The organism is Achromobacter xylosoxidans A8 (assembly GCF_000165835.1).
Taxonomy (GTDB): Bacteria; Pseudomonadota; Gammaproteobacteria; order Burkholderiales; family Burkholderiaceae_B; genus Achromobacter; species Achromobacter xylosoxidans_B.
Genome location: NC_014642.1, coordinates 31329 through 50564, shown reverse-complemented (window position 1 = coordinate 50564; position 19236 = coordinate 31329). Strand labels below are relative to the sequence as shown.

Sequence of the window (19236 nt, the reverse complement as noted above, 5' to 3'; positions counted from 1 at the left end):
GACGGGTCATCTTCCGTTCGGGCGCCTGTGCGCTCAGATTTTTTCCAGCACCACGGCGATGCCCTGCCCCATGCCGATACACATGGTGCACAGCGCGTAGCGGCCGCCCAGCGCATGCAGCCGGTTGACCGCGGTGGTGGCCAGCCGCGCCCCGGACGCGCCCAGCGGATGGCCCAGCGCGATGGCGCCGCCCCAGGCATTGACGCGGGCGTCGTCGTCGGCCAGCCCCAACTCACGCAGCACGGCCAGCCCCTGGGCGGCGAACGCCTCGTTGAGCTCGATCACGTCCATCTGCGCCAGGCTCAGGCCGGTCAGCGCCAGCACTTTCTTCACCGCCGGCACGGGTCCCATGCCCATGATGCGCGGCGCGATGCCCGACGACGCCATGGCGACCACGCGCGCGCGCGGCGTGAGTCCGTTGCGCGTGGCGCTGGCTTCGTCGGCCAGCAGCAGCGCGCAGGCGCCGTCGTTCAGACCGCTGGCGTTGCCGGCCGTCACCGTGCCGTCCGGGCGCACCACGCCCTTGAGCTTGGCCAATTGCTCCAGCGAGGTTTCGCGCGGGTGCTCGTCCTGCTCGAAGACCACGGCGTCGCCCTTCTTGCGCGGAATCACGACGGGGACGATTTCACGCGCCAGATGGCCGGCCTTCTGGGCCGCCAGCGCCTTGTGCTGGCTGGACAGCGCGAAGCGGTCCTGCGCCTCGCGCGAGATCCCGAACTGCTCGGCGACATTCTCCGCGGTCTCCGGCATCGAATCGGCGCCGTAGGTCGCCTTCATGCGCGGATTGATGAAGCGCGCGCCCATGGTGGTGTCCCAGACGCCGCAGCTGCGGTCGAAGGCGCTTTCGCTCTTGGCCATGACGAACGGCGCGCGAGTCATGCTTTCGACGCCGCCGGCGATGGTCAGGCCGGCCTCCTGGCAGCGGATGGCGCGCGCCGCCAGGCCGATCGCCTCCAGGCCCGAGCCGCACAGGCGGTTGACGGTCGCCCCGGGCACTTCCAGCGGCATGCCGGCCAGCAGGCTGGCCATGTGCGCCACATTGCGCGTGTCTTCGCCGGCCTGGTTGGCGCAGCCGTAATAAAGATCGCTGATCTGGTTCCAATCGACCCCGGAATTGCGCTCCATCAGCGCCTTCAGCGGCAAGGCTCCCAGGTCGTCGGCGCGCACGCTGGCCAGGGTGCCGCCGTAGCGGCCGATGGGAGTACGGATAGCGTCACAGATATAAGCGTGGTTCATGGCGATTATTGATCCAGAAGAGGAGAAAGGTCAGCCACGTTGAAGCCGTGGCCGGTGGAACGGGCGATGTCGTGCAAGTCCTGGGTCAGGCGGGCGCGGTCCTGCTGGCGCGCCCAATGGACCGGGCCGCCCAGCCAGCGCGGGAATCCGTAGCCCAGGACCAGCACCACGTCGATGTCGCTGGCGCGCGTGGCGATGCCCTCGTGCATGACCCAGGCCGCCTCGTTGACCAAGGCCAGCATGGCACGGCGCTGGATTTCCTCGGCGCCCAGTTCGCGGCGTTCGATGCCGCGGCGCCGAGATGCGTCCTCGATGATGGCGCGCACCGCCGCGTCGCTGGTCCGCCCGGCGGTCTTGTCGCCGGTGTGCTGGTAGTAGCCGGCGCCAGTCTTGCGGCCGTAGCGGCCCAGTTCGCACAGCTTGTCCAGGATGTCCACGTAGCGCACGCGCGAATCGCGTGTGGCGGCCTGCGATTTGCGCATGGCCCAGGGAATGTCCAGTCCCGCGAGGTCTCCGACCGAGAACGGCCCCATCGCGAATCCGAACTGCTCCAGGGCCTGGTCCACGGTTTCCGGCCAGGCGCCGTCTTCCAGCATCAGTTCGCACTGCTGGCGATAGACGTTGTAGATGCGGTTGCCGACGAACCCGAAGGCGTTGCCGCACAGCACCGGCGATTTCCCCAGCCGTTTGCCCAGCGCCATGCCGGTGGCTAGCACATCGGGCGCGCTGTGGGCGCCGCGCACCACTTCCAGCAGTTTCATGACATTGGCCGGGCTGAAGAAATGCAGGCCCAGCACGTCCTGGGGCCGCGAGGTGGCCTGGGCTATTTTGTCCACGTCGAGGTACGAGGTGTTGGTGGCCAGCACGGCACCCGGCCGCGCATGGCGGTCGATGATGCGAAAGACTTCCTGCTTGACCTCCAACTGCTCGAACACAGCTTCGATCACCAGGTCGGCGCGCGCCACCTGTGTCCAATCCACGGTTGCCGACAGCCGCGCGAGCGACTGGTCGGCCTGCGCCTGGTCAGTCTTGCCGGCCGCGACGCGTTGCGCGTAATGCGCCTGGATGCGCTCGTGGCCACGTTGCAGCGCCGCCTCGTCGCGCTCGAGCAGGATGACGTCCAGCTTGGCTTGCAGCGCGCTGATGGCGATGCCGGTGCCCATGGTGCCGGCGCCGATCACCGCCACGGTCTGCACCGGCCGCGGCGCCACGCCGGCCAGCGCCGGCACCTTGAGCGACTCGCGTTCGGCGAAGAACTGATGGCGCAGCCCGAACGCGTCCGGGGTCAGGCGCAGTTCCTGAAAGTAGCGCCGCTCGGCCTGCAAGCCGTCTTGCTTGGGCAGCCGCGCGGCGTTCTTGATGGATTCGATGGCGGTAACGACCGCCGGACGGTGCTTGCCCGCGCGCAAGACCTGACGCTCGGCGGCCTCGATGGCCGAGGGCTCCTCGGCCGGCATCGGCAGGTCCAGCAGATCGCGCTTGGTTCCCTGCATCGAACGCGCCTTGGCGATGGCGCGCTCGAGCAATCCGTCCTCGACGACCTCGTCCACCAGGCCCCATTGCAGGGCGCGCTCGGCCGTGTACCGTTCACCCGAGCAAATGAGTTGCATGGCGCGGCCCAGGCCCACGCAGCGCGGCAGGCGCTGGGTGCCGCCGGCGGCCGGCAGGATGCCCAGCGTCACCTCGGGCAGGCCGACGATGGCGCCACGCTTGGCGATCCGCGCATCGCAGCCCAAGGCCAACTCCAAGCCCCCGCCCAGCGCGAATCCGTGTATGGCGGCCACGACGGGCTTGCTGCACGCCATCAGGTCGTCTATCACCAGGCCCAGCATGGGCTGGCGCGACACCGAATCGCTGAATTCGCGGATATCCGCGCCGGCCACGAACGTCTTGCCGCTGCCGGCAAGCACGCCGGCCACTAGGGTGGGGTCCGTGTCGAGTTTCTTGATGCCCTCCACCAGCGCGATGCGCACCGCGTACGAGGTGGCATTTACGGGCGGATTGTCGATTTCCATTACCCATACGTCGCCGGCACGGTGGGTCCGGACTGGGCTCTTGATTGCTTCTGTCATTTAAAACCTCTGCGACGCGCGACGTGCGCCCAGAGATTTCAGATCAAGCCGCCCCGTGGCTCAAATGAGAATGCTGCAAATGACCACATCGTGGAGATTGCGGCCGCGGCCGGCGCCCTGCCCGGGCGCCTCCGTGTGCTGTCGGACTGGCGCCTACAGCGCGCCGGCCAATTCCGGCACGACCTGGAACAGGTCGCCTTCCAGACCATAATCGGCAACGCCGAAGATCGGGGCTTCCGGATCCTTGTTGATGGCCACGATGACCTTCGAATCCTTCATCCCGGCCAGATGCTGGATCGCACCCGAGATGCCGACTGCCACGTACAGCTGCGGCGCGACGATCTTGCCGGTCTGACCGACTTGCCAGTCGTTAGGCGCGTAGCCCGCGTCCACCGCGGCGCGCGAAGCGCCCAGGGCAGCGCCCAGCTTGTCGGCCAGCGGATCCAGGATCTTGAAGTTCTCGGCGCTGCCCAGACCGCGGCCGCCCGACACCACCACGCGCGCGCCGGCCAGTTCAGGACGATCGCTCTTGGCGACTTCACGGCCCACGAACGAGGACAGGCCCGAGTCGGCCACGGCGGCAATCTCTTCGACCGCAGCCGAACCGCCCTGCGCGGCAACGGCGTCAAAGCCGGTGGTGCGCACGGTGATGACCTTCACGGCATCTGCCGACTGCACAGTGGCAATCGCGTTGCCCGCGTAGATCGGGCGCTGGAACGTATCGGCCGATTCCACGCCGATGATGTCCGAGATCTGCGCCACGTCCAGCTTGGCCGCCACGCGCGGCGCCACGTTCTTGCCCGAGGCAGTCGCCGGGAACAGGATGTGGCTGTAGCCCGAGGCCACGGCCAGCACCTGGGCTTCCAGGTTCTCGGCCAGGCCGTCGGCCAGTTGCGGGGCGTCGGCCAGCAGCACCTTGGCCACGCCAGCGGCCTGAGCGGCCTGGTCGGCCACGGCGCGCGCATTGGCGCCGGCGACCAGCACGTGCACGTCGCCTCCGATCTTGGCGGCGGCGGCGACGGCGTTCAGGGTTGCGCCCTTGAGCTGGGCGTTATCGTGTTCAGCAATAACCAGCGTCGTCATGTTCAGACCACCTTCGCTTCATTCTTGAGTTTGTCCACCAGGGCCGCGACATCGGCCACCTTGATGCCGGCCTTGCGGGCGGGCGGCTCGCTGACCTTCAGCGTCTTCAGGCGCGGCGCGGGGTCAACGCCCAGGTCCGCCGGCGTGACGGTGTCCAACTGCTTTTTCTTGGCCTTCATGATGTTCGGCAGCGTGACGTAGCGCGGCTCGTTCAGGCGCAGGTCGGTGGTGACGACGGCCGGCAGCTTGAGCGTCAGCGTTTCCAGCCCGCCGTCCACTTCGCGCGTCACGGTGGCCTTGCCGTCGGCCAGTTCGACCTTGCTGGCGAACGTGGCTTGCGGCCAGTCCAGGAGCGCGGCCAGCATCTGGCCGGTCTGGTTGGCGTCGTCGTCGATGGCCTGCTTGCCCAGGATCACCAGTTGGGGCTGTTCCTTGTCGACCAGCGCCTTCAGCAGCTTGGCCACGGCCAGCGGCTGCAGTTCGGCATCGGTCTGGACCAGCACGCCGCGGTCGGCGCCGATGGCCATCGCCGTGCGCAGCGTTTCCTGGCACTGCGCAACGCCGCAGGAAACCGCCACGACTTCGGTGGCCGCGCCCTTTTCCTTCAGGCGGGTCGCTTCTTCGACGGCGATTTCGTCGAAGGGGTTCATGGACATCTTCACATTGGCGATATCCACGCCGGTTTGATCAGACTTGACGCGCACCTTGACGTTGTAGTCAACCACGCGCTTGACGGGTACCAGGATTTTCATGGAATTCCTCTGGATGAATGGGCTTCACAGCCGCACGTCGGAAATATCGTGTTGCAGGCGATTCAGGAAGTGCACGAACGCCACGCTGTCATCGAAGCGAAAGTGCTGCATCGCCTGCCGGTAAAACTCGTAAATGGAGGGCTGGATTTCGTCCCAGAAAAGCTTGCCGGCGGGCAGCAGGATCACAATGCGCGCGCGCCGGTCGTCCGGGTCGGGTACGCGCTGCACGTGGCCCTCGCGTTCGAGCCGCTTGAGCACGCCGTCCAGGCTTTGCCGGCTCACCACGAGATAGTCGGCCAGTTCGCCGAAGGTCATGCCGCTGGACACCTGCGGACGCGTGAGCGCGCCCAGCACCGCCCATTGGACGGTGCTGATGCCCAGCTCCTTAACCGCCTGTCGTTGGAGGGAATTCCCCAACTGGAACAACCGGAAAAACAGCCGGTTGTGGATATCGGCGCCGGAATTGCTAGTCACGATGTTGTCGCCCTCTGCAACAGAAAGGGTTCGAGATTACTCGATCGGTCCGTTGCGCTCAGAACGGCGTGTCGGCGGGAAACTGCGGCGCTCGCTTTTGCAGGAAGGCGTCCATGCCTTCCTTGCCTTCCGGGCTGGCCATGCCGATGAACTCCATCGCCAGCGAAGCCTCGAAGATCGGACCGGCCTGCCGCAGCCAGTTGTTGAGCGCGTGCTTGGTCCAGCGGATCGCGCCCGGCGCGCCGTCGGCCAGCCGCGACGCCACCTCCACCGCCTTGGCCTCTACTTCGGCATCATCCAGCGCCAGCGAGATCAGGTTCATGCGTTCGGCTTCTTCGCCGGTAAAACTGTCAGCCGTCAACAGGTAATACTTGGCCTTGGCCATGCCGCACAGCAAGGGCCAGATAATAGTGGCGTGATCGCCGGCTGCCACGCCGATCTTCAGATGTCCGTCCGAAAAGCGGGCGTCCTTGGCGGCGATGGAGATATCGGCCAGGATCACGCAGGCCAGGCCGGCGCCCACCGCCCAGCCGCGCGCCGCGCTCACGATCGGCTTGGAGCAGTTGATCATGCCAAAGACGATATTGCGCGCCTCTTTCATCGTCTGCATGCGGATTTCGTAGTCGTCCGCGCCCTTGCGCTCGTGGTTGAGGTCGCCGCCGGCCGAGAACGTGCGCCCTTCTCCGGTAATGATGATGGCCGAGACGCTGGGATCATCGTCCACATCGCGCCAGATTTCGGAGACTTCGCGGTGCATGGCCGCGTCCATCGCGCCCATTTTAAGTGGCGAGGCCAGCGTAATGCGCAGCACCTTGGGGTGCGGCCGGTCGAATTTCAGGCGGGTATAGGAGGCGTAACGGTCGTTCATGAGAGTGTCTTCCCAGGGTTGGAAACATGGATGAGATCGGCCGCCGGTGGCCGGCGGGCCGGGATTGCGGTCAGAAACTTTGGGCCAGTTGCAGGGCTTCCTCGATCGCGCGGGCGGCGTCCAGTTCGACGGCATGGCGGGCGCCGCCAATCCTGGCGACTCGCAGGCCGGACCCCGCCAGCGCCAGGCTGATCTCGTCGCGCGAGAGCTGGCCGGCACAGACGATGACATCGTCCACCGGCAGGACCTGGGTTACTCCGTCGCAGGAATACTCCAGGCCGGCATCGCAGATGCGGTGATAGGTCACGCCGGCCAGCGTCTGCACGCCGGCGCGGCGCAGCCGGGACTTGAGTATCCAGCCGGTGCTCTTGCCCAGATGGCCGCCCGGCTTGTCCAGGCTGCGTTGCAGCATGTGGATCGAGCGGCCTGCCTTTTGCGGCGCCGGCGCGGCCAGGCCGCCGGGACTGCGCAGCGTGGCGTCGATGCCCCAGTGGCGAGTGAATAGTTCGGGCGACAGGGATTCGTCGGCCTCGGCCAGCAGGAAGGCGGCGGTGTCGAAGGCGACGCCGCCGGTGCCGATGATGGCGACGCGCTGGCCCACCTTGCGCCGGCCCGACAGCACCTCGTCGTAGAACCCCACCTTGGCGTGGTCCAGCCCCTCGATGTCGGGACGGCGCGGCGCCACGCCGGTGGCCACCACGACGGCGTCGTGGCCGGCCTGGCGCAGTTCAGCGGCCGTCACACGCCTGCCCAGTTCGACGCGCACCTCCAGCTCGGCCAGGCGCGCGCGGAAATAACGCAGGGTTTCGTCGAACTCGCTCTTGCCGGGCACGCGCCGGGCCAGATTCAGCTGGCCGCCCAGCTCGGCTTCGGCTTCGTACAGCGTGATCGCGTGGCCGCGCTCGGCGGCGTAGACGGCGAAAGCCATGCCCGCCGCACCGCCGCCTATCACCGCGATGCGCTGGCGCGCGCCGGCCCGGCCGCGCGGGTAATCCAGCTCGCGCCCGGCGCGCGGATTGACCAAGCAGGATGCGCTGCGCTCGGTGAAGATGCGGTCCAGGCAGGCCTGGTTACAAGCTATGCAGCGATTGATCAGGTCGGCGCGGCCCTGGCGCGCCTTGGCGGCGAACTCCGGGTCGGCCAGCAAGGGCCGCGCCATCGAGACGAAGTCCGCCACGCCGTCGGCCAGCAACTGCTCGCCCGTCTGCGGGGTGCTGATGCGGTTGGACGCGATCACGGGAATCGACACCGCCTGCTTGATGTTGCGCACGGCGAAGGCCCAGCCGGCGCGCGGCACCGAGGCGGCGATGGTGGGAATGGTCGATTCGTGCCAGCCGATGCCGGTATTGAGCATGTCGACGCCGGCCTGTTGCAGGCGCGCGGCGAACTGCGCGGTCTCGGCGCCCGTCAGCCCGTCTTCGACCAGATCGATGGCGGATATCCGGTAGACCAGCAGGAAATCTCGGCCGGCCGCGGCGCGCACCGCCTGCACCGTCTCCAGCGGGAAACGGATGCGCCGCTCGAAGCCGCCGCCATAGGCGTCGTCGCGGGTATTGGTGCGTAGGCTGACGAACTCGTTGAGCAGATAGCCCTCGGAGCCCATGATTTCGACGCCGTCGTAGCCGGCTTCGCGCGCCAGCCGAGCCGTGTTGGCGATGGCCTGCACGGTCGCGGCGATGTCCGCGGCGCTCATGGTGCGCGGCACGTACCGGTTGATGGACGCGCGCTGGTCGGTAGGGCCGACGCACAGAGCATGCCTGGCGTAGCGTCCGGCATGCAGGATCTGCAGCACAATGCGGCCGCCCTCTTCGTGGACCGCGCGGCAGATCGCCTGATGCACGGCCAGCTGGTCCGGGCTGTCCAGCACCGGCGCGTCTTCTTCCATGCGGCCGGCGAGGTCGGGCGCGAAGCCGCCGGTGAGGATCAGCCCGATTTCGCCGCGGGTGCGCTCGCGGAAAAATTCGGCCAGCCGCTGCACCGGCTGGTCCAGCGTCTCGATGCGGGTGTGCATGGCGCCCATGACCATGCGGTTGCGCAGCTTCAGGAAGCCGAAATCATAGGGCTCGAGCAGGTTCCGGTAGGTATGCATGTCGGTTTTCCGCGTATCGGGGGTGGGAGCGGCGCAACGGCGAGGCGCTTACGAATCGGTGAAGGCGGCGGCGCGCTTGTCGAGAAAGGCGGCGATGCCCTCGGCCCCGTCGTTCGACTCGGTGCACAGCGCGAACAGGTCGGCCTCGATGGCCAGCCCGGCGGGCAGCGTGCCGTCCAGGCCCCGGCGCATGGCTTCGCGCGCCAGCGACATGGCCACTCTGCTCTGCGCGACGAACGGCGCCATATAGGCGCTGCCGAGGTCGGCCGGCGCGCCGTCTTCCACGATGCGATTGACCAGGCCGATGCGCAGCGCCTCCTCGGCGGACACGGTGGCGCTGGAGAGAATCAATTCGGCCGCGCGCGATTCGCCGATCAGCCGCGGCAGGCGCTGGGTGCCGCCATAACCCGGGATCAGGCCCAGCTTGAGTTCAGGCAGGCCCATCTTTGCCCTGGCCGTGGCGATGCGGAAGGTGCAGGCCAGCGCCAGCTCCAGCCCGCCGCCGAACGCGAATCCATGGATGACCGCCACGCTGGGCCGCGCCGATTGGTGGATGCGATCAAAGATCGATTGCCCCAGTCGCGCGTTGGCAAGGTGCTCCGCCAGCGAGCGCTTTTGCAACTCCGCAATATCGGCGCCGGCGCAGAACGCCTTATCGCCGGCGCCAGTGAACACAATGGCCTTGCTGTCGGATGCCTCCACCTCGTCGAGCGCGGCGTCCAACTCAGCCAGTGTCTGCGCGTTCAGTGCGTTCAGCGCCTCGGGGCGGTTCAGTTCGATCACGGCCAGCCGGTCTCGAAAAGTAGTGGTTACGGTCATGTCTGTCTCCGGTACGTATTTATATCAATATCATGATTCAATCCAGTCAACCTTGTAAAGAAAAAATCGCATTCGATATCGTTCGTGCAGATATAATAATGAATGATGTTCATTTATATGAACGATTGGGGCGACCTGAAGCAGGCCGCACACCAACACACAAAGGAGACAGACATGAAGTTCACGTACATGCTGGCCGCCACGCTCGTCGGCGGATTGATTCTCGCCCCCCTCGCCCCGGCCGCCGCTGAGGCGGTCTATCCGTCCAAGCCCATTCGGGTGATCGTGCCGTTCGCGGCCGGCGGCGCCACCGACCAGGTCGCGCGCCTGCTAGCAACAAAGGTGTCGGCCAGCCTGGGCACGCCGGTTGTGGTGGAGAATCGGCCCGGGGCGAACGGCAATATCGGCGCCGAGACCGTGGCCCAGGCGGCGCCCGACGGCTACACGCTATTGCACAGTACCTCAGCCCTAGGCTTTACCGCCGCGTTCGGCCAGAAGGTTTCGTACGCCCTGGACAAGAACCTGGAGCCGGTATCGTTGCTGATCGACCAGCCGTTGCTGATCATGGCGAGCAATCCGCTGGGCGTGGCCAATGTGGCGGATCTCAAGGCGTATGCCAGGCAGCACCCCGGCAAGCTCAACTACGGCTCCTCGGGCACCGGCAACCTGACGCACCTCGCCATGTTCGTACTGCTGCAGGCGGCCGGCATCGAGGCCACGCATATTCCGTACAAGGGAGGCGCAGGAGCGTTCCCGGACTTCGTCGCAGGCCGTCTCGACCTATTCGCAGATCCGATCAATTCGGCGTATCCATACGTCAGGGACGGCCGCGTCAAGGCGCTGGCCGTCACCGGCATGCAGCGCTCTGCCCTGTTGCCGGACGTCCCGACGGCCTCGGAAGTGATATTGCCCGGATTCCAGATGGGCGCATGGCAGGCCCTGATGGCGCCCGCCGGCACGCCGCCCGAGGTGATCGCGCGCGTGAACCATGCCTATGTCGTGGCGCTGAAGGACTCCGAGGTGACGGCACGGTTGGCGTCGCAGGGCGCGGTGGCCAAGGCCACATCGCCACAGGAGTTCCGGACTTTCCTGAGCGCCGAGATCGAACGATGGAAGAAAGTCGTGCAGGACTCGGGCATCCAGTTGGATTGAATTCTTGCTTCATATATCAACATCATGTTGTATTAAGCCACCGAAACCGGGAAAATCGATTGTGCCCGATCGGCTTCGTATATAGAATCATAAACATCATTCGTAAATATGAACGACAGTTCAATCAGAGCAAGCGACATGCCTGGATCTCTATCCCATCTGCGCATCCTGGACCTCACCCGTGTGTTGGCCGGCCCATGGTGCACCCAAATGCTGGCGGACATGGGCGCCGACGTCATCAAGGTCGAGCGCCCCGTGCTAGGCGACGACACCCGGCACTGGGGACCGCCCTGGATCAATAATGAATCCGGCGAGCGCGTCGGCGATTCGGCCTATTTCACGTCGGCCAACCGCAACAAGCGTTCCATCGCCATCGATATCGCGACCGAACAAGGCCAGGCGCTTGTGCGCGAGCTGGCGCAGCAAAGCGACGTGCTGGTCGAGAACTACAAGGTGGGCGACCTGGCCCGCTACGGCCTGTCGTATGCCGAGCTGCGCGAGCTAAATCCGCGCCTGGTCTATTGCTCCATAACCGGGTACGGACAGGATGGCCCCTATTCCCACCTGCCCGGTTACGACTTCATCTTCCAGGGCGAAGGCGGGCTGATGAGCATTACCGGCGAACGCGACGACAAGCCGGGCGGTGGGCCGATGAAATCGGCCATCGCCGTGGCCGACGTGCTTACGGGGTTGAACGCCACCATCGGCATTCTTACGGCCATCGAGGGCCGCCACGCGACGGGGTTGGGCCAGCACATCGACGTGGCGTTACTCGATACCGTGGTCAATTTCGGCGCCAACCAGATCGCCAGCTATTTCGCCAGCGGCGCCATCCCGCGCCGCTGGGGCAACGAGCACCCGAACCTGGCACCGTACCAGACCTTCGCCACCGCAGACGGCCACATCATCATCGGCTGCGGCAACGATGGCCAGTTCCGGAAGCTGTGCGCGCTGATCCGCGCGCCTGAACTGGCCGGCGATCCGCGCTTTCTTAGCATGCCCGACCGCAACGTGAACCGGGCCGCGCTGGTCGAAACGCTGGAGGCGATATTCCGCTCCCAACCCTCGGCGCACTGGCTGGGCCTCCTGGCAAATTCGGAAGTGCCCAACGGGTCTATCAACAACTACGCGCAAGTCTTCGAACACCCGCAGGTGGTGCATCGCGGCCTGCGCGTGGAGATGCCGCATCCCGGCGGCACGACGGTCAGCGTAGTGGCCAACCCGATCAGGCTGTCCGGCACGCCGGTCGAGTACCGCTTTGCCCCGCCCCTGCGCGGCCAGCACACCGCTGAGGTGCTTTCCGCGCTGCTGGGCAGGTCGCCCGACGACATCGCGGCGCTGGAGGCCGCCCGCATCATCGAAACCAGGAACATCGCATGCAACACAGCCAGTACGCACTGAACGACGACCAGCGCCAGATCCAGGACCTGATCCGGCGGGTCGCCCGCGAAAAGGTGGCGCCGCGCGCCAACGAGATCGACAGCACGGCGGAGTATCCGCACGACATGTTTGAGCTGCTCAAGGATCTGGGGCTTTTCACCCTGCCTTTTCCCGAGCAATACGGCGGCGCGGGAAGCATGCTGTCGGCCTGCCTGGCCATCGAGGAGTTCGGCCGCGTCTGCTACAACACGGCCTACCTGCTGCTGGTGCAGTGGGTGCCCTTCGGCGCCATCCTGCATGGCGGCACCGAAGCGCAGAAAGCCCGGCTCCTGCCCGGGCTGGCCAGCGGCGAACTGCGCGGCGCCTTCTCCACCACCGAAGCCCAGAGCGGTTCTGACGTCAGCGGCATCAAGACGCGCGCCGAGAAGGTCGACGGCGGCTTCACGCTCAACGGCGCAAAGATCTGGTGCACGAATTCCGACATCGCCGACTTCATCCTGGTGGCGGCCAAGTATCGCGAAGGCGAAAAAGACGGCATCAGCCTGTTCGTCGTCGAGAAAGGCACGCCGGGCCTGCAAGTGGGCCGCAAGGAAGAAAAAATGGGCGCGCGCGGTGTGCCGTCCTGCCCTCTCTTCCTGGACAACGTTTTCGTGCCCGAGGAAAACATGCTGGGCGGCGGGTTCAGGGCGGTGATGGAGGCCTTCAACGCCAGCCGCCCCCTCATCGGGGCGCGCGGCGTCGGGCTGGCGCAGGGCGCGCTGGACCACGCCGTGGAGTTTGTCACCAACCGCGCGGCCTTCGGCCAGCAGGTCAGCGAATTCCAGGGCGTGCGCTGGATGCTGGCCGACATGGCCATACAGACCGAAGCGGCCCGACACCTGGTATATCGCGCCGCGTCGCTGGTCGATAGCGGCGCGCCGGCGAGCGAACTGGCGCCGGTGGCGGCCATGGCGAAGTGCTTTGCCTCCGACACCGCCATGAAAGTCGCCACCGACGCCGTGCAGTTGTTCGGCGCCGCCGGCATCTCGTCCGAGTACCCCATCAACCGCTATTTCCGGGACGCCAAGGTGCTGCAGATCATCGAAGGCACCAACCAGATCCAGCGCAACATCATTTCGAACGGCCTGCTGGGCCGTCCCGCCAAAAAGTAACCCCCCTGCAAGGAGACATTCATGAGCCGCGAAGAAATCGAAACCGTAGGCCTGGGCATGTATTTCGAAGACCTGCCCATCGGACGCAAGTTCAAGACCGTGGGCCGCACCATCCAGGACGCCGACATATGCGCGTTCATCAACGTCATCCACATGACGGAAGTGCTGTTCACCGACATGGAGTTCATCAAGCATGAATCGGACATCAAGGGCCGCTTGGCCCCGGGCTCGATGGTGTACGGCGTGTCGGAGGGTCTGCTGACGCAGTCCACCATGCAGAAGACCGGCTACGCGTTCCTCAACATGGAGCTGGACATCAAGGGACCGGTCTTCGCCGGCGACACCATCCACGTCGAATGCGAGGTGATCGAAGCCCGCCGCTCCAATAGCCGCCCGGGGCGCGCCCTGGTGCGCACATTCAACAAGGTGGTCAAGCAGGATGGCTCCGTGGTGATGACCTACACGCCGCTGCGCATGATCAAGTGCCGTACCCAATAGATCAGAAAGGAGACTAACGATGAAAGGACTGAAAGACAAAGTTGTGATCGTCACCGGCGGCGGCGGCGGCATCGGCGCGGCGCTTTGCGCGCGTTTCGGCCAAGAGGGGGCCAAGGTCGCCATTTTCGACTTGAACGAGGGCGCGGCGGGCGAAGCTGCCTCGAAAATCCGGGCGGCGGGCGGCCACGCCACCGCTTACCGGGTCGACATTACCGACCATCCCGGCGTAGTAGCTGCCGTGGCCAAGGTCGAAGGCGAACTCGGACCGGTCGACGTGCTGGTCAACAACGCGGGTTGGGACCATGCGGCGCGCTTCCTGGACACCGATCCGGCGCTGTGGGACAAGATCATCAGCATCAACCTCAAAGGTCCGATCAATCTGCACCACGCCGTGCTGACCGGCATGGCCAGCCGCGGCCGCGGCCGGATCGTCAACATTGCGTCCGACGCAGGCCGGGTCGGTTCGTCCGGCGAATCGGTCTATTCGGCTTGCAAGGGCGGCATCATCGCGTTCACCAAGACCATGGCACGCGAGATGGCGCGCAAGCAGATCAACGTGAACGTGGTTTGCCCGGGCCCTACCGACACGCCGCTGTTCCGTGATTTCGCCGGCGAAGGCGAAAGCGGCGCCAAGCTGCGCAGCGCGCTCGAAAAAGCCATTCCGTTCGGCCGGCTCGGGCAGGCCGAAGACGTGGTCGGCGCGGTGTGCTTCCTGGCTTCGGACGATGCCCATTTCATTACCGGCCAGGTGCTGTCGGTTTCCGGCGGCCTGACCATGGCCGGCTGATCCGGCTATCCAGAAAAGAAAAGTGCGGGGCCCCTACCCCACGCACACAGCAGAGAGACAAATGATTCAACGCAGCCAATTCTTCGTTGCCCCTGCGCGGCTCGTTTCGCGCCGCGGCTTTGTCGTCCGCGCGGCCGCTGCCGTCGCCGGGCTGGCCATGCTGGGCGCGGCTCCGCTCGCGTCCGCCGCCGAGACCGCCTATCCATCCAGGCCGATACGGATCGTGCTGGGGTTCTCGGCCGGCGGAGGCACCGACGCAATCGCGCGCACGCTGGCCAAGCATATGTCCAGCACCTTGGGCGCCAATGTCCTGATCGACAACAAGCCCGGCGCCAACGGCAATATCGCCGCCGAAGAAGTCAGCCGCTCTCCGGCCGACGGCTATACCTTGCTGTACAACACGTCTTCCATTGCGTCGAGCCCGGCGCTGTACAACAAGCGCCTTTCGTACGATGTCTCCAAGGATTTGATCCCGGTCGCACGGACCGCCAGCCTGCCCATCGTGCTGGTGGTTCCCGCCAAGTCTTCGCTCAAGAGCGCAGCGGAGTTGGTGGCCTACGCCAAGGCGCATCCCGGCAAGCTCAACTACGCATCGGCCGGCAACGGCAACGTCACGCACCTGGCTTCGCTGTCGTTCGAGGACGCCGTCGGCATCAAGGGCACGCATATTCCATACAAGGGCGAAGCGCCCGCGCTGGCCGATTTGATGGCCGGCATGGTCGACTATTACTTCGCCACGTCGGCGGGCGCGATTCCCGCCATCAAGGCGGGACGCCTGAAAGCGCTGGCGGTTGCAACCAAACAGCCGCTGGATACCCTGCCCGGCGTCCCTACCCTGGACGCCACGGTGGCCAAGGGCCTGGATCTGTCCGCGTGGTCGGGCCTGATGGCGCCGGCGGGCACGCCGCCCGAGGTCATCGCCAAGCTCAACAGCGCCGTGGCCAAGGCGTTGGCCGATCCGGAAGTGCTGGTCTTCTTCGCCAACCAAAGCGCGCAGGCCACGCCCTCCACGCCCGGGGAATATGGCGTGTTCCTGACGTCGGAAATGGGATCTTTGGCCAAGGTGATCAAAGGGGCTGGCATTACTTTGGATTGAACGGTCATAAAGCGCTACGCTCATGAAGCGCAGCGGCTGGAAGCGCAGCGGGCGGAGATGCGCATCTCCGCCCGCTGCGTTTCAGGCGGCCAGATCAACGACCGCGCGTCCCACCGTCAGGCCCGCCAGCATGCGCTGCAACTGGCCGGGCAAGTCGTCCAGCGCCAGGGTGTGCACCTGATCCAGGGCGCGTTGCGGCTTCAGGTCGGTGGCCAAACGCTTCCACAGTTCGGCTTCCAGATCCATGTAGTACGTAAGATTCACGCCGATCAGGCGCACGCCGCGCAGGATGAACGGCAGCACACTGGTCGTCAGCGTGTTGCCCGCTACGTTGCCGTAGCTGGCCACGCAGCCGCGCGGCTCAAGCGTGCGCAGGATCAAATCCAGATGCTGGCCGCCCAATGAGTCCAGCGCCGCAGCCCAGCGCGCCGCTTCCAGGGGCCTGCCGCGATCGGACAGGTCGGCCGTGGCCAGCACTTCATGGGCGCCCAGGGCGCGCAAATGCCCTTCCTGGCCGGCCTTGGAACTGACGGCTGTGATTCCATGGCCCAGTCGCGCCAGCATCTCGATTCCCATGCTGGACACGGCGCCGGTGGCGCCATTGACCAAGACACGGCCCTGTCCCGGCCGCACTCCCGCTTCCTCCAACAGATGTACGGCCAGCGCGGCGGTATAGCCGGCAATTCCCAGCCCGGCCGCCTCCAGTAGCGTTATGCCGGGCGGCAGCGGCGTCACCCAATCAGCCGGCACGCGAAGGTACTGCGAAAAACCTCCGTCATGGTCCACGCCGAAACCGCGTCCCAGCACGGCGACTTCGTCGCCCTCGCGAAACGCGGGATTGTCCGACGCCACCACCCAGCCGGATGCATCGCCGCCGATCACGCGCGGAAACTGGCGGATCACCCGGCCGTGTTCGGTGGTTGCCAGGGCGTCCTTGTAGTTGACGCCCGCATAGGCGGTGCGGATGAGGACGCCGCCGGGCGATAGCTCAGCCAGGCCCAACTGCACGACGCCCGCCGTCAGGCCGGCGCCTTGGCGCACCTGGAATGCGCGGAAAGCACTCTGGTCGGGCAGGCTGTGTTGCGGTGTGTTTGTCATCGTTAGTTCCTTTGCGGCCAATGCCTGGCGCTGATGTTGGTTGATATTTATATGAGTCGTTTTTCCGAATTACACGCGGTTTGCAAGTATCATTCATGATGCTGAACGCGATGCATGAATGCAATGCGCGAACGCCTCCTTGCCTGATCCCGCCCATACATGAAAACCCGATCCGAAACCGCTCCTGCCTCCACCGAACCTCGTTCCCTGCTACGCATTCTCGGTATTTTCGAGGTGCTGGCCCGCACTGAAGGCGGCGTGACGCTGGCCGAACTCAGCGGTGCGCTGGAAGCGCCCAAGAGCAGCCTGCTGCTGCTGTTGCGGCCGTTGGTGGCGCACAAGTACCTGATGCATGGCGACGGGCGCTACGAGTTGGGACCTTCCATTTTCCAGTTGTCCGCCGAAGTCCTTGCCAGCGCTGGCATCACCCGCATCCTGCGGCCTTACGTCGAAAAACTGGCTGCGCAATGCGATGAAAGCGTGTTCCTGGCAATGATCGATAAAGAGGCCAAGACCGTAACCTACATCGACAGCATCGACAGCCGGCAGGCGATCCGGTATTCCGTGCCTATCGGCACCAAGCGCCCACTGCACGTCTCGGCTGCCGGCAAGGTACTGTTTGCCTTCCAGGATGCGGACTGGTGCAAGAAATACCTGAAGACGGCCAAGTTCAAACCCCTGACCAGCAAGCCCCTGCCGGAGCGGGCGGCCTTCGAGGCGGAGCTCAACGAGATCCGCGCTTCGGGCATTGCCGTAAGCATCGGCGAAGCGGTGGCCGGCGCGGCCGGCATCGCCGCGCCCGTGGTCAAGGCGGACGGCTCGGCCACCTATGCCTTCATGATTGCCGCGCCCATCGACCGGCTGGTGGAATCCATGCCGGCGCTGCGCGAGTTGCTGCTCGAGGTGGCGGCCGACGCATCCGAAACTCTACGTCACATGCCCGGCGGCTGAGCCGCTGCCTACCCTGCCCCGCCAATGCTCGCGCTCCTGCGGGACGAGCCACTTCTCCAGAGCCGCATCCATGCTGGCCGGGCTGGCCGCCACTGGAGACGTGGGCAGACCGGGCGCGGTGCGCGAGAAACGCGGCGCCGGCGCCGGCTGCGTTACCCCGTCGATCTCCACCAGCACCTCGCGCTCACGCATGTGAGGGTGCATGCCGGCTTGGTCCATGGGAAGCACCGGTGCCACACACACGTCGGTCGTGCCCAGCAGGTCGCACCATTGCGCCTGAGTGCGGGTCTTGAAACGTTCGGCCAATATTGCCCGCGCGCGCGGCCAGCCTTCGGGGTCGGCCTGCCGACCCAGCGAGGCCCGGTCGATCTCCATGATCTCCAGCAGGCGATCATGGAATCGAGATTCCAGCGGCGCCACCGACACCCATTTGCCGTCGGCACACTCATACACGTCGTAGAAGTAGGCGCCCGAATCCAGCGTATTGGCACCGCGCTCATTGCGCCACAACCCCGCCGCATGCAGGCCAAACAACGCGGTGCCGAGCGAGGCGGCGCCGTCGACGATGGCGGCGTCCACCACCTGCCCCATGCCGGACTGGCGCGCCTCGATGATGCCCGCCAGCACGCCCAGGGCCAGATACAACGCGCCGCCGCCGAAATCGCCCACCAAGTTCAGGGGCGGAGTGGGCGGTTGGCCGGCGCGGCCGATTGCATCCAGCAGGCCGGTCAGGCCCAGGTAATTCAAATCATGGCCGGCCACCTGGGCCAGCGGCCCAGTCTGGCCCCAGCCCGTCATCCGTCCGTAAACCAGTTTGGGATTGCGCTCCAGGCAGGGCTCGGGCCCCAGGCCCAGGCGCTCCATCACGCCAGGGCGGAAACCTTCGAGCAGCGCATCGGCTTCTTCCACCAACCGCAGCAGCAGATCGCGAGCCGCTGGGTTTTTCAGGTCCAGCGCGATGACCTGGCGGTTGCGCAGCAATAGATTGAACTTCAGCGGCCGCTCGATGCCGAGCGCGGCCGGCTCCGGACGGTCGACGCGCAGCACGGTCGCGCCCAGGTCGGCCAGCAGCATGGCGGCCATTGGGCAAGGACCGATGCCTGCCAATTCGATGATCCTGATTCCCTGGAGCGGCCCCGTCATGCCTGTACCCCGGCGCCAACGGTGGTTGCATCGGGGGCCTGGGGCGAACGCAGCAGGTATAGCCCGCGTCCGCTGGCGATCAAGTGGCCTTCCATGTCCAGCACCCGCGCCTGAGCCGTGGCGAAACGCTTGCTCAGGTGGATGATCTGACCCTCGACCCGCAAATTGCCCGGCGTTGCCACGCGATGATAGTCCACGTGCATGTCCATGGTGGGCACCGGATGTCCGAATTGCAGCGCGACCGCGTAGTCGCCCGCGGCGTCGACCAGCGCGGCCAGTATGCCACCATGGGTGGAACGAATGTCGGGGTTGGAAATGAGTTCTTCGCGCCACTGGATAGCGAGGACGATGCCCTGCGGGCCGGCGTCTAGCACGGACATGCCAAGCCAGCGGTTGAATGGGCTGCGGTCAACCATGCGGTTGGCCATTTCCAGTAGTGAGGAACTCATTTTTTTTCCAGTTGCACATCGCCCGACTGCGATGGAATTAAGTTTTCGTGCCTAATTACACGAAAACGTTGAATTCATATTTATGAATGATATTCATAATTTACCAATAGCAGCGCGCAGCTGCAAGCCGCTTCTGTC

18 protein-coding genes are annotated in these 19236 nt (G+C 65.7%); 7 read left to right on the top strand and 11 right to left on the bottom strand.

The genetic code is table 11. The annotated features are described in order from the left end of the window. Positions 1–33: 33 nt before the first annotated feature. From pcaF to AXYL_RS33035, 8 genes are all read right to left on the bottom strand, one after another. Positions 34–1236, bottom strand: a complete 1203-nt coding sequence (pcaF, locus tag AXYL_RS33070) for a 3-oxoadipyl-CoA thiolase (protein WP_013397164.1) — start codon at positions 1234–1236, stop codon at positions 34–36. A 5-nt stretch (positions 1237–1241) separates the two neighbouring features. Beyond that, complete coding sequence (locus AXYL_RS33065) at positions 1242–3308, bottom strand: 3-hydroxyacyl-CoA dehydrogenase NAD-binding domain-containing protein (RefSeq protein WP_049797974.1); 2067 nt, start codon at positions 3306–3308, stop codon at positions 1242–1244. Between the two features lie 153 nt (positions 3309–3461). After that, a complete protein-coding gene (locus AXYL_RS33060) occupies positions 3462–4391 on the bottom strand; it encodes an electron transfer flavoprotein subunit alpha/FixB family protein (protein ID WP_013397162.1) in 930 nt (309 codons plus the stop codon). A gap of 2 nt (positions 4392–4393) precedes the next feature. Further along, on the bottom strand, positions 4394–5143 hold the full coding sequence (locus AXYL_RS33055; protein ID WP_013397161.1) for an electron transfer flavoprotein subunit beta/FixA family protein: 750 nt from the start codon (positions 5141–5143) through the stop codon (positions 4394–4396). A 24-nt stretch (positions 5144–5167) separates the two neighbouring features. Next, positions 5168–5617 carry a MarR family winged helix-turn-helix transcriptional regulator gene (locus AXYL_RS33050; protein WP_013397160.1) on the bottom strand — a complete coding sequence of 150 codons (450 nt, stop codon included), beginning with the start codon at positions 5615–5617 and terminating at the stop codon, positions 5168–5170. A 58-nt stretch (positions 5618–5675) separates the two neighbouring features. Next, positions 5676–6485, bottom strand: a complete 810-nt coding sequence (locus AXYL_RS33045; RefSeq protein WP_013397159.1) for an enoyl-CoA hydratase/isomerase family protein — start codon at positions 6483–6485, stop codon at positions 5676–5678. A gap of 70 nt (positions 6486–6555) precedes the next feature. Beyond that, entirely contained in the window at positions 6556–8574 is a 2019-nt protein-coding gene (locus AXYL_RS33040; RefSeq protein WP_013397158.1) for an NADPH-dependent 2,4-dienoyl-CoA reductase, read from the bottom strand. Between the two features lie 48 nt (positions 8575–8622). Next, positions 8623–9393, bottom strand: coding sequence for an enoyl-CoA hydratase/isomerase family protein (locus AXYL_RS33035; RefSeq protein ID WP_013397157.1), 771 nt, complete (start codon positions 9391–9393; stop codon positions 8623–8625). A 174-nt stretch (positions 9394–9567) separates the two neighbouring features. On the opposite strand from AXYL_RS33035, the gene AXYL_RS33030 reads away from it, so the two are divergent. From AXYL_RS33030 to AXYL_RS33005, 6 genes are all read left to right on the top strand, one after another. Beyond that, positions 9568–10545, top strand: a complete 978-nt coding sequence (locus AXYL_RS33030) for a Bug family tripartite tricarboxylate transporter substrate binding protein (protein ID WP_041657867.1) — start codon at positions 9568–9570, stop codon at positions 10543–10545. Between the two features lie 138 nt (positions 10546–10683). Beyond that, a complete protein-coding gene (locus tag AXYL_RS33025) occupies positions 10684–11946 on the top strand; it encodes a CaiB/BaiF CoA transferase family protein (RefSeq protein WP_013397155.1) in 1263 nt (420 codons plus the stop codon). Further along, positions 11922–13076: an acyl-CoA dehydrogenase family protein gene (locus AXYL_RS33020; protein ID WP_013397154.1), complete on the top strand. Its 1155-nt coding sequence runs from the start codon at positions 11922–11924 to the stop codon at positions 13074–13076. The genes AXYL_RS33025 and AXYL_RS33020 overlap by 25 nt, the downstream gene beginning before the upstream one ends. A 21-nt stretch (positions 13077–13097) precedes the next feature. Further along, positions 13098–13574 (top strand): MaoC family dehydratase, encoded by a 477-nt coding sequence (locus AXYL_RS33015; RefSeq protein ID WP_013397153.1) that lies wholly within the window; start codon positions 13098–13100, stop codon positions 13572–13574. A 19-nt stretch (positions 13575–13593) separates the two neighbouring features. After that, the gene (locus tag AXYL_RS33010; RefSeq protein ID WP_013397152.1) at positions 13594–14361 is read left to right on the top strand and encodes a glucose 1-dehydrogenase; all 768 of its coding nucleotides are present in this window, start codon (positions 13594–13596) and stop codon (positions 14359–14361) included. 61 nt (positions 14362–14422) lie between these two features. After that, positions 14423–15457, top strand: a complete 1035-nt coding sequence (locus AXYL_RS33005) for a Bug family tripartite tricarboxylate transporter substrate binding protein (protein ID WP_013397151.1) — start codon at positions 14423–14425, stop codon at positions 15455–15457. A gap of 81 nt (positions 15458–15538) precedes the next feature. Here the strand turns inward: AXYL_RS33005 and AXYL_RS33000 are convergent, their stop codons facing one another. Further along, a complete protein-coding gene (locus AXYL_RS33000) occupies positions 15539–16555 on the bottom strand; it encodes an acryloyl-CoA reductase (RefSeq protein ID WP_013397150.1) in 1017 nt (338 codons plus the stop codon). Between the two features lie 159 nt (positions 16556–16714). Here AXYL_RS33000 and AXYL_RS32995 point away from each other — a divergent pair, with 159 nt between their 5' ends. After that, complete coding sequence (locus AXYL_RS32995; protein WP_013397149.1) at positions 16715–17506, top strand: IclR family transcriptional regulator; 792 nt, start codon at positions 16715–16717, stop codon at positions 17504–17506. On the opposite strand, the gene AXYL_RS32990 is transcribed toward AXYL_RS32995, so the two are convergent. Both AXYL_RS32990 and AXYL_RS32985 read right to left on the bottom strand, forming a co-directional pair. Next, on the bottom strand, positions 17483–18649 hold the full coding sequence (locus AXYL_RS32990; protein WP_013397148.1) for a CaiB/BaiF CoA transferase family protein: 1167 nt from the start codon (positions 18647–18649) through the stop codon (positions 17483–17485). The two genes, AXYL_RS32995 and AXYL_RS32990, sit on opposite strands and share 24 nt — an antisense overlap. After that, the gene (locus AXYL_RS32985; RefSeq protein ID WP_013397147.1) at positions 18646–19098 is read right to left on the bottom strand and encodes a PaaI family thioesterase; all 453 of its coding nucleotides are present in this window, start codon (positions 19096–19098) and stop codon (positions 18646–18648) included. The genes AXYL_RS32990 and AXYL_RS32985 overlap by 4 nt, the downstream gene beginning before the upstream one ends. Positions 19099–19236 lie beyond the last annotated feature (138 nt).

What these genes read in the sequence shown, in the direction of transcription:
- AXYL_RS33065 (WP_049797974.1), bottom strand. Translation starts at nt 3,308, where the DNA reads ATGACAGAAGCAATCAAGAGCCCAGTCCGGACCCACCGTGCCGGCGAC.
- AXYL_RS32985 (WP_013397147.1), bottom strand. Translation starts at nt 19,098, where the DNA reads ATGAGTTCCTCACTACTGGAAATGGCCAACCGCATGGTTGACCGCAGC.
- AXYL_RS33030 (WP_041657867.1), top strand. Translation starts at nt 9,568, where the DNA reads ATGAAGTTCACGTACATGCTGGCCGCCACGCTCGTCGGCGGATTGATT.
- AXYL_RS33010 (WP_013397152.1), top strand. Translation starts at nt 13,594, where the DNA reads ATGAAAGGACTGAAAGACAAAGTTGTGATCGTCACCGGCGGCGGCGGC.
- AXYL_RS33025 (WP_013397155.1), top strand. Translation starts at nt 10,684, where the DNA reads ATGCCTGGATCTCTATCCCATCTGCGCATCCTGGACCTCACCCGTGTG.
- AXYL_RS32995 (WP_013397149.1), top strand. Translation starts at nt 16,715, where the DNA reads ATGAAAACCCGATCCGAAACCGCTCCTGCCTCCACCGAACCTCGTTCC.
- AXYL_RS33040 (WP_013397158.1), bottom strand. Translation starts at nt 8,574, where the DNA reads ATGCATACCTACCGGAACCTGCTCGAGCCCTATGATTTCGGCTTCCTG.
- AXYL_RS33015 (WP_013397153.1), top strand. Translation starts at nt 13,098, where the DNA reads ATGAGCCGCGAAGAAATCGAAACCGTAGGCCTGGGCATGTATTTCGAA.
- AXYL_RS33060 (WP_013397162.1), bottom strand. Translation starts at nt 4,391, where the DNA reads ATGACGACGCTGGTTATTGCTGAACACGATAACGCCCAGCTCAAGGGC.
- AXYL_RS33005 (WP_013397151.1), top strand. Translation starts at nt 14,423, where the DNA reads ATGATTCAACGCAGCCAATTCTTCGTTGCCCCTGCGCGGCTCGTTTCG.
- pcaF (WP_013397164.1), bottom strand. Translation starts at nt 1,236, where the DNA reads ATGAACCACGCTTATATCTGTGACGCTATCCGTACTCCCATCGGCCGC.
- AXYL_RS33045 (WP_013397159.1), bottom strand. Translation starts at nt 6,485, where the DNA reads ATGAACGACCGTTACGCCTCCTATACCCGCCTGAAATTCGACCGGCCG.
- AXYL_RS33020 (WP_013397154.1), top strand. Translation starts at nt 11,922, where the DNA reads ATGCAACACAGCCAGTACGCACTGAACGACGACCAGCGCCAGATCCAG.
- AXYL_RS33035 (WP_013397157.1), bottom strand. Translation starts at nt 9,393, where the DNA reads ATGACCGTAACCACTACTTTTCGAGACCGGCTGGCCGTGATCGAACTG.
- AXYL_RS32990 (WP_013397148.1), bottom strand. Translation starts at nt 18,649, where the DNA reads ATGACGGGGCCGCTCCAGGGAATCAGGATCATCGAATTGGCAGGCATC.
- AXYL_RS33055 (WP_013397161.1), bottom strand. Translation starts at nt 5,143, where the DNA reads ATGAAAATCCTGGTACCCGTCAAGCGCGTGGTTGACTACAACGTCAAG.
- AXYL_RS33000 (WP_013397150.1), bottom strand. Translation starts at nt 16,555, where the DNA reads ATGACAAACACACCGCAACACAGCCTGCCCGACCAGAGTGCTTTCCGC.